This is a genomic window from Amycolatopsis roodepoortensis, assembly GCF_014873915.1.
Lineage (GTDB): Bacteria > Actinomycetota > Actinomycetes > Mycobacteriales > Pseudonocardiaceae > Amycolatopsis > Amycolatopsis roodepoortensis.
The window spans coordinates 1,178,136-1,192,241 of sequence record NZ_JADBEJ010000008.1; the positions used below are offsets into that span (position 1 = coordinate 1,178,136).

Consider the following 14,106-nt stretch of genomic DNA (forward strand, 5'->3'; position numbering starts at 1 on the left):
GGAAAAGTTCACCATGCCTGGACATGCAGTCCGAAGCATAGGCCCGGCCCGCTCATTTGAGCGGAGAGAAGAGGAGCTGGCATGCGTGCCGCGATCGTGGACAAGCCCGGGGAGATCAGGGTCGGCGAGGTACCCGATCCCAAACCGGGGGATCGCCAGGTCGTCGTCAAGGTGGGTGCCTGCGGGATCTGCGGGACCGACCTCCACATCGCCGACGGGCATTTCCCGCCGACGCCCTATCCGATCGTCCCCGGCCACGAGTTCGCCGGCGAGATCGTCGAACTCGGCGCGGACGTGCCGGGCGGCTGGAAGATCGGTGACCGGGTGGCCGTCGATCCGTCGCTGTTCTGCGGCTACTGCAAGCCTTGCCGGTCCGGGCGCGGCAACCTCTGCGAGAACTGGAACGCGACCGGCGACACCGTGAACGGTGCCTTCGCCGAGTACGTCGCCGTCCCTTCGGCGAACTGCTACCGCATGCCGGACACGATGACCTGGGAACAGGGTGCCCTCGTCGAGCCGGTTTCCTGCGCGGTCCACGGCGTGCGCCGGATCGGCGTCGAGGCGGGGGAGCGGTTCCTCGTCGTCGGGGCGGGCACGATGGGGCTGATCATGCAGCAGTTGCTGCAGCGCGCGGGCGCCCACGTCACGGTGGTCGACCGCAACACCTCGCGGCTCGGCCGGGCGATGGACCTCGGCGCGACCGCGGTCGCGGGCGACGTGAAAGACCTGGACGACGAGAAGTTCGACGCCGCCGCGGACTGCACCGGTGCCGCTCCCGCCATCGAAGCCGCTTTCGACTCGCTTCAGCGCGGAGGCCGCCTGCTGGTCTTCGGCGTCGCGCCCGCCGAAGCACGTGTCGCGCTTTCGCCGTTCCGGATCTACAACGACGAGATCACCGTCGTCGGCTCGATGGCCGTCATGAACAGCTTCGGTGCCGCGCTCGACCTGGTCGCCGACGGCGCCGTCGACACCGCCGCGCTGCTCACCGACACCCTGCCGCTGGAGCAGTACCCCGACGCTCTCGCCCTCATGCGCAGCGGCGCCGGCCTGAAGGTGCAGGTAATACCGGGAGGCGAAGGTGCGTAAAGCAGCCGCTCTGCTCTCGGTCCTCTTGCTGACCCTCACCGGATGTGCCGGTGCGGGCGCGCTCGGGACCGGTGACCGGACGCTCGTCGTCGCGATCGTCGCGAACCCGCAGATGAAGGACGCCATCGAGCTTTCCGGCGAGTTCGAGAAGGCGAATCCCGGCGTCAGCCTCAAATTCGTGTCGCTGCCCGAGAACCAGGCGCGCGCGAAGATCACCGCGTCGACGGCCACCGAAGGCGGCGAGTTCGACGTCGTCATGATCAGCAACTACGAGGCGCCGCAGTGGGCCGCGAACGGCTGGCTCGAGAACCTCGGCCCGCATATCGCGGCGAACCCCGCCTACGACGCGGACGACTTCATCCCGAGTATCAAGGAATCCTTGTCGCACAACGGATCGCTCTACGCGGTGCCGTTCTACGGCGAGTCGTCGTTCCTGGCCTACCGGAAGGATCTGTTCGAACAGGCCGGGATCACCATGCCCGCCAAGCCGACGTGGACGCAGATCGCCGAGTACGCCGCGAAACTCGACGACAAGGCGAAAGGCATCGCCGGGATCTGCCTGCGCGGCAAGCCCGGCTGGGGCGAGAGTCTCGCGCCGTTCACCACGGTCGCCAACACCTTCGGCGCGCAGTGGTTCGACAAGGACTGGAACGCGAAGCTGACCAGCCCCGAGTTCAAGGCCGCCGCCGAGTTCTACGTGAACCTCGTGCGGAACCACGGCGAGGTCGGCGCGTCGAGCGCGGGCTTCTCCGAATGCGGAACGCGGTACACCCAGGGCCAGGCCGCGATGTGGTACGACGCAACGGTCATGGCGGGCACGAACGAGGACCCCTCGGCCAGCAAGGTCGTCGGCAAGTCCGGCTACGCCCCGGCGCCGGTGGAGAAGACGCAGTCCAGCGGCTGGCTCTACACCTGGGCGCTGGCGATCCCGAAGGTCGCGAAGCACAAGGACATCGCCTTCAAGTTCATGTCCTGGATGACCGACAAGGCGTACGTGCAACGGGTCGCCAAGGAGTTCGGCGACTGGAACCGTGTTCCGCCGGGTGTGCGGAAATCGACCTACGACATCCCTGAATACCGTGAGGCCGCCAAGGCCTACGCGCAGCCGACGCTGGACGGGATCGCGGACGCCGACCAGCGCAAGGCGATGGTGAATCCGGTGCCCTACCCGGGAATCCAGTTCGTCGGCATCCCCGAGTTCCAGGATCTCGGCACCCGCGTGAGCCAGCAGCTTTCGGCGGCGATCGCGGGGCAGATCACCGTGGACGAAGCACTCGAACAGTCGCAGGAGTACGCGCAGACCGTCGGCAAGTCGTATCAGGAGGTGCAGTGATGGCCACGATCTCCGCTCCTGCCCGCCCGGAGCCCGCCCACGCGAAGAAGGCGGCTCCGAAGCGCGGCACCGATACGCCGTTCAAACGACGGCTGCCGTTGCTGCCCGCGCTGCTGTTCGTCGTCGCCGTGACACAGCTGCCCTTCGTGCTGACGGTGTTCTACTCGTTCCAGTCGTGGAACCTGGTGCGCCCGGGCTCGCGGCATTTCGTCGGGTTGCGGAACTACATCGACGTCTTCGCCGACTCGACGTTCCTCGGCGCGCTGCTGAACACCGTGGTGCTGACGGTCGTGTGCGTGTTCTTCTCGCTGCTGCTCGGCCTGGGGCTGGCGATCCTGCTGGACCGCAAGTTCGTCGGGCGCGGGGTGGTCCGCACCCTGCTGATCACGCCGTTCCTGATCCTGCCCGCGGCGGGCGCGCTGCTGTGGAAGACGACGATGTTCGACCCGACCTACGGGTTGCTGCACTTCGTGTTCGGCACCGACGTCGACTGGCTTTCGGAGTTCCCGCTGGCCGCCGTGATGGCCCAGGTCGTCTGGCAGTGGACGCCGTTCATGATGCTGCTGATCCTGGCCGGGTTGCAGAGCCAGCCGAAGGACGTGCTGGAGGCCGCGTCGGTCGACGGTGCCGGCCGCTGGCGGACGTTCACCGCGATCACGCTGCCGCATCTGAGCCGGTTCCTGCAGCTGGCGACGCTGCTGGGCGCGATCTACATCGTGAACAGCTTCGACGCGATCTTCCTGATGACGCAAGGCGGCCCGGGGACGGCCAGCACGAACCTGCCGTTCTACATCTACCAACGGGCGTTCCAGGGTTTCGACATCGGGCAGTCGTCCGCGATGGGCGTGATCGTCGTGATCCTGACGATGATCGTCGCGACCTTCGCGCTGCGGCTGATGTTCCGCACGTTCTCGGTACAGGGAGGCGCGAAATGAAAAGCCGTTTCGGCCCCGGCGCGCTGACGGTCGCGACCTGGGTGATCGCGATCCTGTTCGTGTTCCCGCTGCTGTGGATGATCCTCACGGCCTTCAAACAGGAGGCCGACGCCTACACCGACCCGCCGCGGCTGTTCTTCACCCCGACGCTCGACCAGTTCGCGGGCGTGCTCGAACGCGGCTTCCTGCCGTACCTGTCGAACTCGGCGTTCGTGACCGTCGTGTCGACCATTTTCGTGCTGCTGCTGGGAATCCCGGCGGCGTACGCGCTTTCGCTGGCGCCGGTGAAGGGGACGAGCAACGCGCTCGGCTTCTTCCTGTCGACGAAGATGCTGCCGATCGTGGCGGCGATCATCCCGCTCTACGTGATCTCGCAGAACACGCAGCTGCTGGACAACGTATGGGCGCTGATCATCCTGTACACCTCGATGAACCTGCCGCTGGCGATCTGGATGATGCGGTCGTTCTTCCTGGAGGTGCCGCACGAGATGATCGAGGCGGGCCGGATCGACGGGGCGACGCTGCCGATCCTGCTGCGGAAGATCATCATGCCGGTGGTCGCGCCCGGGGTGGCCGCGACCGCGCTGATCTGCGTGATCTTCTCGTGGACCGAATTCTTCTACTCGGTCAACCTCACCGCCGCGCGGGCCGGGACGGTGCCGGTGTTCCTGGTCGGGTTCATCACCAGCGAGGGCCTGTACTGGGCGCAGCTGTCCGCGGCCGCGCTGCTCGCGTCGCTGCCGGTGATGATCGTCGGCTGGATCGCGCAGAACCACCTGGTGCGGGGCCTGTCGATGGGCGCGGTCAAGTAGTGCCTCATGAGTGGTAAGGACGGTTCTAGCTGAACCTGTCTTATGTACCTACTGTGGATCACATGGGATTCAGTCATCAGGTTAGTGCAGGTCAGGGCGGGCGTCAGCCGGTGTTGGACTCGTATGCGCGCCTGTCGCGGAATCAGGCTGGGAAGCTGGAGAAGTGCGAGACCCAGCACGCCGACAACCGGGATGTGATCGACCGGTTGGGCGGCGTGCTGGGTGAGGAGATCTCGGACCCGAAGCTGTCTGCCTGGAACCCGAAGGTGCATCGTCCGGGCTGGGAACGGATCATGAAACGGGTCGCGGCGCGGGCGTCGGATGGGGTGGTGTTGTGGAACACCGACAGGGGTTGGCGGCAGTCGCAGGATCTTGAGGACCTGTTCAAGCTGATCGAGGGCACGGGCTATGACTCGTACACGGTGGCGTCCTCACACGGCCGCTACGACCTCACCGACTACAACGACCGGTACCAGCTACGGCAGGAGGTCGCGCACAATCAGCGCAACTCCGATGAGGCGTCTCAGCGGATCTCACGGCGGTTCGAGGTGCTGCGCAAGCGCGGTATCCCGCATCACCAGGGGCGCCGGTTCGGGTTCCCCGGTCTGGACCGGACGGTGCCGCGTGAACAGTGGCTTGACGAGGACGGGAAGGACACCCGTAAGCCGGTTCCGGCGGAGTTGGTGGAACGCGAACGCAGGGCGTTGAGGGACGCCACGGATGCGGTGTTGGCGGGGGTGTTCCAATCCACGATCGCGGATGAGTGGAACGCGGCGGGACTGCTCACGATCACGGGTAAGAGGTGGCTGCCGCGCCAGGTCGGGGAGGTACTGCTCAGGCCGATCAATGCTGGTCTGATCGAGCATGACGGCGTGGTGGTGGGCACGATGCCGGGTGAGCCGATCGTGAAACCGGAGACGTTCACCAAGCTGCGCGCGTTGTGTGCGGGGCGGACGCAGGGCCAGCATCCGAGCGGGGTCTACGTGGGGTCGGGGATCTTGCGCTGCCCGTTATGTGGGCGAGGTGTGAGCGGGCGCCCGCATTCGGGGAACTACCCAGATGGTGAGCGGCGACGGCAGTACGGGTGCTCGAAGAGTTCGGGCGGGTGCGGCAAGGTCGGCGCCGATATGCGGCGGGTGGATCGTGAATTGCGCGGGCTGGTGATTTCGCGGTTGTCGGACGCCAAGCACGCGGCGGCGATCCGGGCCGCGCGTGCGCGTGTCTCGGAACGGTTGGCCGAGATCCACATGGAACTCGGTGAGTGTGAGCGCTTGTTGAAGTCGATCGCGGCGAAACTCGGCGCGGGGAAGATGACCGAGGACGCCTATGACGCGGCCAATGAACCGCTGATGGCCACACGCGCGCGGTTGGAAGCGGAGCGGGACGAACTGACCGGCGGGAACCCGGACGGTCCTACCGAGGCGATGAGCCGTGAGGACGCGGCGGCGCAGTGGGACGCGGCCGAGTTCGATGAACGCCGCGCGATGCTTACCGACGCACTCAGCGGCGACACCCTCTATCTGGACCCTGCCGCCAAGAACGGGAAACGGCAGTTCGACCCGAAGCGGGTGCGAATCGACCCGCGCAAGCCCAAGCGCCGTACGCGCGGCCAGCACGCGGCCTGATAGAGCAACGACCCGAGGCCACACCACCCCGGAAACGGGGCGGGTGTGTCCTCGGGTCGTCGGTGTGTCAGGCCGCGCGGCGGCCTTCGTCGTTCCTCTCAGTGTTGGCGGCGCGGCGGCGTTTGTCGATGCGGTTCAGGATCACCGCGAGTGAGGTGATCCGTTCTTCGGTGAGCGGCGGGAGGTCGGCGACTTTCGCGGCCCACCGGTCAACCGCTTCGGCGTCGAGCCGGGCCTGTTCTTCGGCGTAGGTTTCCCTCCTGCGGGTGGCTTGCTGGGTGGTCTTGAGGTGGCGGTGCGGGCGTGATTGCCGGGTGGGCATGGCGGCGGTGTCCTCTCGGCGCGTGGTGCGGGAATCGGAGGTGTGGGGTCGACTGGCGGCTCCTTTCCTACGACGGGCAACGGTGCGGGAGGTACGGGTATCGACGTGGCGGCGTCGAGGTCGAACACGGCGCGTTGCCCGGCGTCGCGGCCGAGTTCCAGCGCGGCGTGCAGTGTGGCGACGACGGCGGACACGTCGAGGTACACCCGCCGTGTGCCGGGGTCGCACCATCCGCCGAACACCCGCCCCGGCAGCGCGAGGACGTGCCGGGTGCGGATGAGGTAGTCGGCGAGATCTTCGGCGGTGACATGGCCGTCGCAGATGTGTTCGTACTCGGGGTGCACGGCGACGGCGTAGCCGGTGCGGGCGGCGTCACCGGTCGCGGGATCGACGGTGAACCCGCCGTCCGGCACGGTCAGCGCGTCGGCAATCGCGGCCAGCCGCGCCGCCGACAACCCGCCTGTGCTGGTCGTGCTCTCGTGGTTGTGGGTGTGCTGGTTCATGCCGCCTCCCGGCGCGGTGTGTGACGGCGTGCGGACGTGGCGCGCCGGGGTGCGAGCTGGGTCAAGGTCCGGCGTTGCTGGTGTCCTGCGGGCAGCCATACCGCGTCCGTCGCGACCGCCGTATCGCCGGTTGCGGTGGTGGCCACGGTGACCGGTGGCCCGGTCGGCCAGCGGCGCGCCCACGCGTCGTGAAGGTTGCGTTCGCGCGCAATGCTGGGAAGTCCGAACAGGACAGGACGACGGATTCCGGAACGGGCGAGTTCGGCGTATTTGGTGATCTTGTCGGTGAGGGTGTCGAGGGTTTCGGTTCCGGTGTCGTGTTCGTAGAAGAACCCGATGGTTCCGTGCGGGTCGCTGTATTCGCCGTAGCCGTCCGGGCGGACGATGCCGCCGCACGCGTCAGCGGTGACGGCTTCGGGCGTCCACTTCCGCAAGGCGCATCCGGGGCGGGTGCGGGCGTGTCCGGCGAGGACAGTGAAGAACTCGTTCACGCCGAGCAGGTGTTCGGTGTGTGGCGAGTGCGCCAGCCGGAGAACCTTCTCCGTGACCGCCGACGGTTTCGGTAGCGGCGCGTCGGTCGCGGCAGCGTGCACCGCCGCGCCGACGTGCCCGAGGGTGTAGCGCCACGACTGGGAGCCGGGCCAGACTTCGCGCCGGAACCGCGCGAGCACGCCACGGTGATACAGCGCGGCCAGCCGGTGACGGGCGTGGTGCGGCGAGCCGAACAGCAATCGGGTGATCTGAAGTGCGGTCAGCACACGGTGCCGATCGAGGTAGCCGATCAGGTACAGATCCCGGTCGGTGAGCCCGCGTGAGCGGGCCAGCGCCTCACCGGTACTGGCGGGCTGTAGTTGCACCCTTGGGGGTTGGGGGTTGGTGTTCCTAGGAAGTAGGGGCGCGGGCATGGGTCCTCCACAGTGGACGTGCGCAGGGGTTTAAGGCGCCTCGGGCGGCAACTCGGCAGGCAACTCATAAGAGGCCCACCGAATTGCCCACCGAGTTGCCTGCTCAGTTGCTGTCGCCGAAAGCGTTGTCGTGATCGCTGTTCCAGTGCTGCCGCAGGGCTTGCGCCGCGCCGCTGGCGGCGGGCGTGGTGTCGAGCCTGCGAGCCGAAGCGCTGCCGTCCCGCAGCCGGTGTGACAGCCCGGTCCGAGCCCGCGCCGCACGCCGCACCAGCTCGCCACGGCCGGGCGGGGCGGGCGGCATCGGGAGCGTGTCCAACGTGCACGCCGGGGTGTCCCGGCCACCCGCCACGGCGCGGGCCACGATCTGGAACGCGGGGCGCCGCCGCAGGCCGTGTTCGTCGATATCGGGGGCGACGTGCCGCACCAGGCGGCGGGCGTCGTCCGGCGACACGGTGAAGTACACCTTGGTGCGGGCGTTGGCGTCGATCCCTTCCCGCACATCCGGCAGTAACTGTGCTTGGTGCTGGTGTGCCAGCACCAGTGACACCCGGTATCCCCGTGCCTCAGCCAAGGCGTCTTCCACGCCGATCGGGAGGTGCAGGAAGTTGTGACACTCGTCCACCACGACCGTCGCGTCCGGCCGCCGCTCGGGCGACCGGACGGCACGGCGGGTGATCTCCTGCCACAGTCCGGCGATCAGCAGCGACCCCACCAACCGCGACGCGTCCTCACCGATGTTCCCTTTCGGCAGACGGGCTATCAGGATGCCGCCGTCGAGCACATCGGCCAGCGTGAAACTCGACCGTGCAGCGCCGAGCAGGGTTCGGGCGAACCGTCGCGTCAGCACCCCGCGAAGCCGTGACACGACGGGCGCGCACAACTGGGCACGCTGTGCCGGGGTGGCCTCATCGAACGCCGTCCAGAACCCTTCCAGCCCGTCCGGTTCGCCGACCTCCGCCAGCACCGCGCGCCGGAACGGCGCGTGATGCAGCAGCGGCGGGATATCGGCCAGCGTCGAACCCTCACGCCGGATCAGCGTCAGGCACGCGGCGCGCATCAGGTCATCCATGCGCGGTCCCCACGACGCGGCGTAGAGACGTCGGAACACCGACACCACCCCGTCCGCGACCAGTTCCCGTTGCGTGGGGTCGGTGGCGTCGAGGACGTTGAACGCGGCGGGGGCGTCGCGTTCGTCCGGGTCGAGGATCACCAGCCGATCCCCGCAGTCGGCGGGCAGCCGGTCGATCACGTTCGAGGCGAGGTCGCCTTGCGGATCGAGCAGCACCACACCGCGTCCGGCTTCGGCTTCACCGAGGACGTGATGGGCGAGCCAGGTGGACTTGCCCACCCCGGTCACGCCTTGCACGTGAAGGTGATGCCGGGCGTCGGCAACGCTCACGCCGACCAGTTCTGACACCCCGGTGGTGGTCGCACCGAGCAGCTTCGGTGACTGGCGGCGCGGGTCGTCCCATCGCGACACGATGAGCCCGCGCCGACCGTTCCCGCCGTCACTGTGGAGGGTGGTGTCAGGCCGCATTGCGACCACCGCCGAACCCGTCGAACCCGCGCCGTCCGGGGCGGCGGTAGCGGTCACCGTCGAGCCGAGGCAAGGCACGGTCGGCCTTCCGCAACGGCGCCTCCGGGTGGGGCAAGCCATGGCTACCGGGCTGGTGCGGCAGGTGCCACACCGACGCCAGCTCACGCACGCTCGCGACGAAACCGCGCCCGTGCGCGTACCGCGCCACCTTGCCCGCCGGACGCCACACCCGAAGCCGCGCGGTGTCGTGTTCATCAGTCGCCAACGCCGCCAACACGGCGGCCAGCCCACCGGACGCGCGCCGCATCGTGCGCGGGTTGCCCTCGCCTGCGACGACCAACCGGACCGTCGTCCGCAGATGCGGCCCGGCCTTCTGCTTGGCCTCCCGCGCCCGCCGACGCGCCACGGTCACCGGGTCATCCTCACGCCGCGCGGACGACCGCGTGTCACGTCGAGAATCGTGCGACGAAGCCGACGACAACATGAGTTCCACCGCGCCGACCACGCCGCGCGGGACCGCGAGCAGAGCGGCGCCGATCAGGTTGGTCAGACCCCGCCGGCGACCCGTCCCGCGGCCACGCCGGCGACTTCCGCGGGATGGGGAAATCACGACCTGAACCGACGCGAAACGACCCGCCACCGCGTGGTCGGAAATCCCCTCCAGCACGGCGCGCAACGGTTCGTCCTCGACTGCCACCACACCGCGTTCAGGGCGATGCAGGTGATCGACCAACGGTGCCCACGGCCCCTCACTCGGCACCAGTTCCGTCGCACCGAGCACGCCCGCAGGCAACCGGGGTGCCACGGTCGGGACCAGCCCGCAACCGGGCCACGCGTGCTCCACCGCACGTGCCACCGACCGCGCCGGGCCACCACCCGGAACCCACATCCCCGCGCGAACCCGGCCATCCGGATCATCGGCCCACAACACCATCGCGACCCGCGCTCGTGCCGACACCCCGGCCAGCGTCGAAGCCATCAGCCGCCACAACGGCACCGCCCCGTCAGCGGGCAGACGATGCGGCGGAGTGATCTCGTAAAACCGCGCTCCCGCCATCTCCCGCTCACGGCGCAACCGCACCACCTGGGCAAGTACCGCACCCGCCACCAACGCCAGCACGGCGCCCACCACGAGCAGCGGCCACCAGACCGTGATCCACGCCCACAGGGTGTAGGACACCCACGCCATGAACGCGTTGAACTCGCCGGAGGGATCACACACCAACCGCGCCAATGGCGACCCCGTACACGGGTCCGCCAGCGCAAACGCGTCCCCACTGCTGTTCTGTCTTGAACATGCTGCATCAACTCCTCTTAGGGCATCGCGTTGCAGCCATGCAGAATGCGGCGCAGCACGATGCAACCCCGCCCGTATCGACGCCGAACCAGCGCACGACAGTGCGCGGGTACAGCAAGCCGACAACAGCGGGATAGCTGTTTCGCTTGGCACAAAAGGGGATCAGCCGACCACGGCAGAAGATGACCGGAACACACGCACATCAGACGTGGACATCGGTCAGCAGAACGCCGTTCGGCGGGACATGTTCAGCAGCGTGGAGGGAACCATCCGGCAACGGGAACCCCGATATATGCGCGGGTACCGCCGTGCACGTGGACAAGATCGGACGCTGCGCGCCACTGGGATCTCTACTCCGGAGCTATTCCGGCCGATCAACCAAAGTGACGCCCGGTCGCGCTAGCCCGGTCACCCTGCTACGCTCCTTCCAGTCCTCTCGCGGGCAACTCGCCGACGCAACCTAGGACCCTCCAGTATTCCCATGATCAAATCTGATGCGCAATAGATCATTCGAGTGATCATGACGATGATTCTTGTCACTGTGCGTTACGGCCGTCGCTGGGGCGTGCAACCGGCTCACGGGTCGGATCGTCAGGTCATCTGCACCGTGGCATGACGGCAAGAGTCCCATAGCATGTGTCTTTATGACCGGCTTGAACTTGCGGCTACCGTCGCCCCTTATCGAGGTCCACGACGGCCGTTTGGACGCCAAAGGCGTTCGCCTTCACCTCAAGCGCGATGACCTTATTCATGCGGAGTTTCCAGGCAACAAATGGCGCAAGTTGAAATACAATCTGGATAGGGCAACGAAGGATGGCCACTCTAAACTTTTGACCTTCGGCGGCGCCTACTCGAATCATGTTCGAGCGGTGGCGGCGGCGGGCAAACACTTTGGATTTAGTACCGTTGGTGTCATAAGGGGCGAGGAACACAATCCGCTCAATTCCTCGCTAGAGTACGCCGTCGATTGCGGAATGGCGCTGACGTACATGGACCGCGAGACCTATAGGCACAAAGATGAATCGGATGTAATTGGGCGCCTGAATGCCGAGTTTGGGCGATTCTATCTAATACCAGAAGGCGGGAGTAACGCTCTCGCTCTACCTGGTTGTGCGGAGTTGATTGAAGAAATTGCGGTCGATTTCGACGTTATTTGCTGTGCATGTGGCACGGGCGGCACTCTAGCTGGCATCGCTAGCGCATTGCGCAGAGATCAGCAAGCCATAGGGTTTGCGGTACTTAAAGGCGCAGGATTCCTGGTAGACAACGTTCGCGAACTTCAAGAGCAGGCATTCGGGTACAGTAGCGACGGCTGGTCAATCGAGCTGGGATACCACTTTGGTGGGTACGCCAAAGTGGATCAGACATTAGGGCTTTTCATTGCCGACTTCGAGTCGCGTCTTGGTCTTAAATTAGACTGGGTTTACGAGGCGAAGATGATGTACGGATTGATGGATCTAATCGACCGCAACCACTTCAAAGCCGGAGCGTCGATAGTGGCCCTGATATCCTAGTTGCCATAAAGCTACTTTCTGTTGCGATATTCCCGCTGAGCGTTCTTCCCAATAGAAGAGCTTTCCAGGCTGAGCGACCACTGACCGCTATTGATGACAAACTCCCGGCCGAACCCAAGCCACATGCCGTTCATGCGTTGCGCACTCGGGTCGACAAATAGTTGCAAGGTGCCGTGATAAGTTGCTCCTTTGTAGTAGCCATGCGGTGATGTAGTTTCTCGCCAACTTCCGGTTGCCACGGAGTCGTCAACTACAAGTTCAATTCGAAGACTAGAACCAGTGGAATGCGGAAGACTCTGGCCTACTAGCTTGTTTCCCTGCTGGCGGATAACAATAAAGTGTTCGCCCACGAAATCCTTGCCACGACCACTGCTGGGATATGTATACCGGCTACGCCAAATTCCCGTCATTCCTTCCCTTTGCGAAGATAATTCCAGCGAAGAATCGGCCGGTTTTACGTCGTCCGCCAGGGCGGGCGAAGCGGCGGCAAGGGATAGACCGGCGCTCAGCTTCAGTAATAATGCCCGCCGATTAGATGATTCGCCGAGCGTGTTAGACCATTCAGCAGCAAGGCGCGCCAATTCATTCACGTCGGTCAGCTCCAAGGTTGATATTAGCTCTCCGAGGTCTTGCGCTTCATCGTTGTCGAGCGATGGAACATCTTTCTTTGGAATCCTTGGAATGCGAACTAGTCCATTTGCATTGCTTTTGTAAGCTGAGTCATTTGAGCGGAAGTTTGCACAATCGCCGAGCAGGTCGGATATACTGCATTCATAAAGTTCCGCGAGGCGCCCTAGAACATCAAGGGATGGCGCATGACCGGTTGAGCCAGGCCACAGCTCCCAGTATGAAAAATTCTTGAAAGTCTTTGGGTCTGCTGGCCAGCGGGCGTTCCATTGATCGGCCGCATCGCGTTGACTCCAATCGTGAACCATGCGCATCGCAGCCCTAAGGTTAACGCCATAGCGGCTACAAAATATGGCGGCGATTTCGACCCACGTTTTGTGGTCGGCACGTTGAGCGGCGACCACTTCTCGCTGCTCTTGTCGCAGACTTCGCAGAGCTGATGGCATTACGGCTGTCTCCTCTCGCCTGTGAACATGGACCGTAGTACCACGTCCACCCTTGCAAGACGTACCGGTTGAACAGGGACATAGTGTCCCACAAGATCACGGTACTACGGGGTGTCTTGTCGCGCTGACCTGCTGTTTCGTAGACGCAAGTACGGCTCGACCGATAACTCTTTAGGAGGGCGGACAGGATGACTCAGGCGAGTTCTGCGACCGACGGGCCGCTGTGCTTCATGTTCGACAATCGAGGCCATCGGGTAGGTGGCGAGATAGACATCGCGAACCGCAAGCACGCCACGACGATCGCGGACATGACCCCCGAGGATTGGGCGGACGCTGCTCGGATGCTTCGCGAGTGGGAAGCGGGACGGCGCCGTGAGCAGTGCTGAAGCACTCGGGGGTCAGGCGGCAACCCACGAGCCTCCGGGCGACCGTTTTGAGGTCGCAGTGGACGGCCTGACGTGGTCACAGTGCCTCCCGCGTTACCGGCGGGCATTACCAGGACTGATGCTGTCGGATGGCCTGACGCAAGTTACTTTCACGGCGGGAGCGCGGCGACATGAAGCGCAAGCAGCCAGAGAATTCGCGATCAGCTTGGCCTTAAATGCACTTGCATTCGCGCACGAATGCAACAAGAGGCTGACTCTTTGCACTAATGATTGGCCTGAAGATGACAAAGATTTCTAATCGTGCCTTGCACGTACATTCTCGGGCCATGCGCGACACGCGTTCGAAGTGTATTCGCTGGATAGCTGGCCAATGTTCAGTCGGCTGCCGCTGCTTCCCGGCCTTGGCAGCGATCGACAGTGACAAGCACAAGACTGCCGAGGTCAGGCCATGACTCTGGACGGTAGATCATCCCTCTCGACCTCTCGTCGGTAACCCACAAATAGAAACAGAACAGGACAGAATATGAGGGTGTGCGACGTGGTGGCCGGTGTGGACGATGCGAACGACGATGCGGAAGCCATGCACGAAGTGATCCGGGTTCAGTCTCAACTTGGCCGGATTCGCAAGTCTCGGGGCTGGTCCCTGCTTGACGTGGGAAACAAGCTGAACGTGCATCCGTCAACTGTCTGGCGGTGGGAGAACAGCCCGGCCTACGCAAGCAACATCACTGAACTTCAAATGTACGCGCGAGTACTCGGCTACACGTTCCGAGTCCTT

General features: G+C 65.1%; 13 protein-coding genes. 8 read left to right on the forward strand and 5 right to left on the reverse strand.

The genetic code is table 11. The annotated features are described in order from the left end of the window. Positions 1–81: 81 nt before the first annotated feature. From H4W30_RS43455 to H4W30_RS43475, 5 genes are all read left to right on the forward strand, one after another. Positions 82–1,086, forward strand: coding sequence for a zinc-dependent alcohol dehydrogenase family protein (locus H4W30_RS43455; RefSeq protein ID WP_192747949.1), 1,005 nt, complete (start codon positions 82–84; stop codon positions 1,084–1,086). Next, positions 1,079–2,419, forward strand: a complete 1,341-nt coding sequence (locus tag H4W30_RS43460) for an ABC transporter substrate-binding protein (RefSeq protein WP_192747950.1) — start codon at positions 1,079–1,081, stop codon at positions 2,417–2,419. Before H4W30_RS43455 ends, H4W30_RS43460 begins: the two co-directional genes overlap by 8 nt. Continuing rightward, positions 2,419–3,354, forward strand: a complete 936-nt coding sequence (locus H4W30_RS43465) for a carbohydrate ABC transporter permease (protein ID WP_125691351.1) — start codon at positions 2,419–2,421, stop codon at positions 3,352–3,354. Before H4W30_RS43460 ends, H4W30_RS43465 begins: the two co-directional genes overlap by 1 nt. Further along, complete coding sequence (locus H4W30_RS43470) at positions 3,351–4,166, forward strand: carbohydrate ABC transporter permease (protein WP_192747951.1); 816 nt, start codon at positions 3,351–3,353, stop codon at positions 4,164–4,166. The genes H4W30_RS43465 and H4W30_RS43470 overlap by 4 nt, the downstream gene beginning before the upstream one ends. 110 nt (positions 4,167–4,276) lie before the next feature. Then, positions 4,277–5,791, forward strand: coding sequence for a recombinase family protein (locus tag H4W30_RS43475; RefSeq protein WP_318780563.1), 1,515 nt, complete (start codon positions 4,277–4,279; stop codon positions 5,789–5,791). A gap of 141 nt (positions 5,792–5,932) precedes the next feature. Here the strand turns inward: H4W30_RS43475 and H4W30_RS43480 are convergent, their stop codons facing one another. From H4W30_RS43480 to H4W30_RS43495, 4 genes are all read right to left on the reverse strand, one after another. Further along, positions 5,933–6,616, reverse strand: a complete 684-nt coding sequence (locus H4W30_RS43480; RefSeq protein ID WP_192742354.1) for a hypothetical protein — start codon at positions 6,614–6,616, stop codon at positions 5,933–5,935. Continuing rightward, complete coding sequence (locus H4W30_RS43485; RefSeq protein ID WP_192742355.1) at positions 6,613–7,473, reverse strand: replication-relaxation family protein; 861 nt, start codon at positions 7,471–7,473, stop codon at positions 6,613–6,615. Before H4W30_RS43485 ends, H4W30_RS43480 begins: the two co-directional genes overlap by 4 nt. Positions 7,474–7,624: 151 nt before the next feature. After that, positions 7,625–9,058 (reverse strand): type IV secretory system conjugative DNA transfer family protein, encoded by a 1,434-nt coding sequence (locus H4W30_RS43490; RefSeq protein WP_192742356.1) that lies wholly within the window; start codon positions 9,056–9,058, stop codon positions 7,625–7,627. Then, positions 9,048–10,292 (reverse strand): hypothetical protein, encoded by a 1,245-nt coding sequence (locus H4W30_RS43495; protein ID WP_192747952.1) that lies wholly within the window; start codon positions 10,290–10,292, stop codon positions 9,048–9,050. The genes H4W30_RS43490 and H4W30_RS43495 overlap by 11 nt, the downstream gene beginning before the upstream one ends. 707 nt (positions 10,293–10,999) lie before the next feature. Between H4W30_RS43495 and H4W30_RS43500 the strand changes: the two genes are divergently transcribed. Further along, positions 11,000–11,869, forward strand: a complete 870-nt coding sequence (locus H4W30_RS43500) for a 1-aminocyclopropane-1-carboxylate deaminase/D-cysteine desulfhydrase (RefSeq protein WP_192742358.1) — start codon at positions 11,000–11,002, stop codon at positions 11,867–11,869. An 11-nt stretch (positions 11,870–11,880) separates the two neighbouring features. On the opposite strand, the gene H4W30_RS43505 is transcribed toward H4W30_RS43500, so the two are convergent. Next, entirely contained in the window at positions 11,881–12,900 is a 1,020-nt protein-coding gene (locus H4W30_RS43505; protein ID WP_192742359.1) for a hypothetical protein, read from the reverse strand. Positions 12,901–13,172: 272 nt separating this feature from the next. On the opposite strand from H4W30_RS43505, the gene H4W30_RS43510 reads away from it, so the two are divergent. Then, positions 13,173–13,328 carry a hypothetical protein gene (locus H4W30_RS43510; RefSeq protein ID WP_192742360.1) on the forward strand — a complete coding sequence of 52 codons (156 nt, stop codon included), beginning with the start codon at positions 13,173–13,175 and terminating at the stop codon, positions 13,326–13,328. Positions 13,329–13,866: 538 nt separating this feature from the next. After that, positions 13,867–14,106: helix-turn-helix domain-containing protein (locus tag H4W30_RS43515; protein WP_192747953.1), on the forward strand; the 240-nt coding region annotated here is incomplete at its 3' end.

Excerpts from the sequence above, each read along its gene's own strand:
- H4W30_RS43500 (WP_192742358.1), top strand. The coding sequence starts at position 11,000 with ATGACCGGCTTGAACTTGCGGCTACCGTCGCCCCTTATCGAGGTCCAC.
- H4W30_RS43480 (WP_192742354.1), bottom strand. The coding sequence starts at position 6,616 with ATGAACCAGCACACCCACAACCACGAGAGCACGACCAGCACAGGCGGG.
- H4W30_RS43470 (WP_192747951.1), top strand. The coding sequence starts at position 3,351 with ATGAAAAGCCGTTTCGGCCCCGGCGCGCTGACGGTCGCGACCTGGGTG.
- H4W30_RS43465 (WP_125691351.1), top strand. The coding sequence starts at position 2,419 with ATGGCCACGATCTCCGCTCCTGCCCGCCCGGAGCCCGCCCACGCGAAG.
- H4W30_RS43510 (WP_192742360.1), top strand. The coding sequence starts at position 13,173 with ATGTTCGACAATCGAGGCCATCGGGTAGGTGGCGAGATAGACATCGCG.
- H4W30_RS43490 (WP_192742356.1), bottom strand. The coding sequence starts at position 9,058 with ATGCGGCCTGACACCACCCTCCACAGTGACGGCGGGAACGGTCGGCGC.
- H4W30_RS43455 (WP_192747949.1), top strand. The coding sequence starts at position 82 with ATGCGTGCCGCGATCGTGGACAAGCCCGGGGAGATCAGGGTCGGCGAG.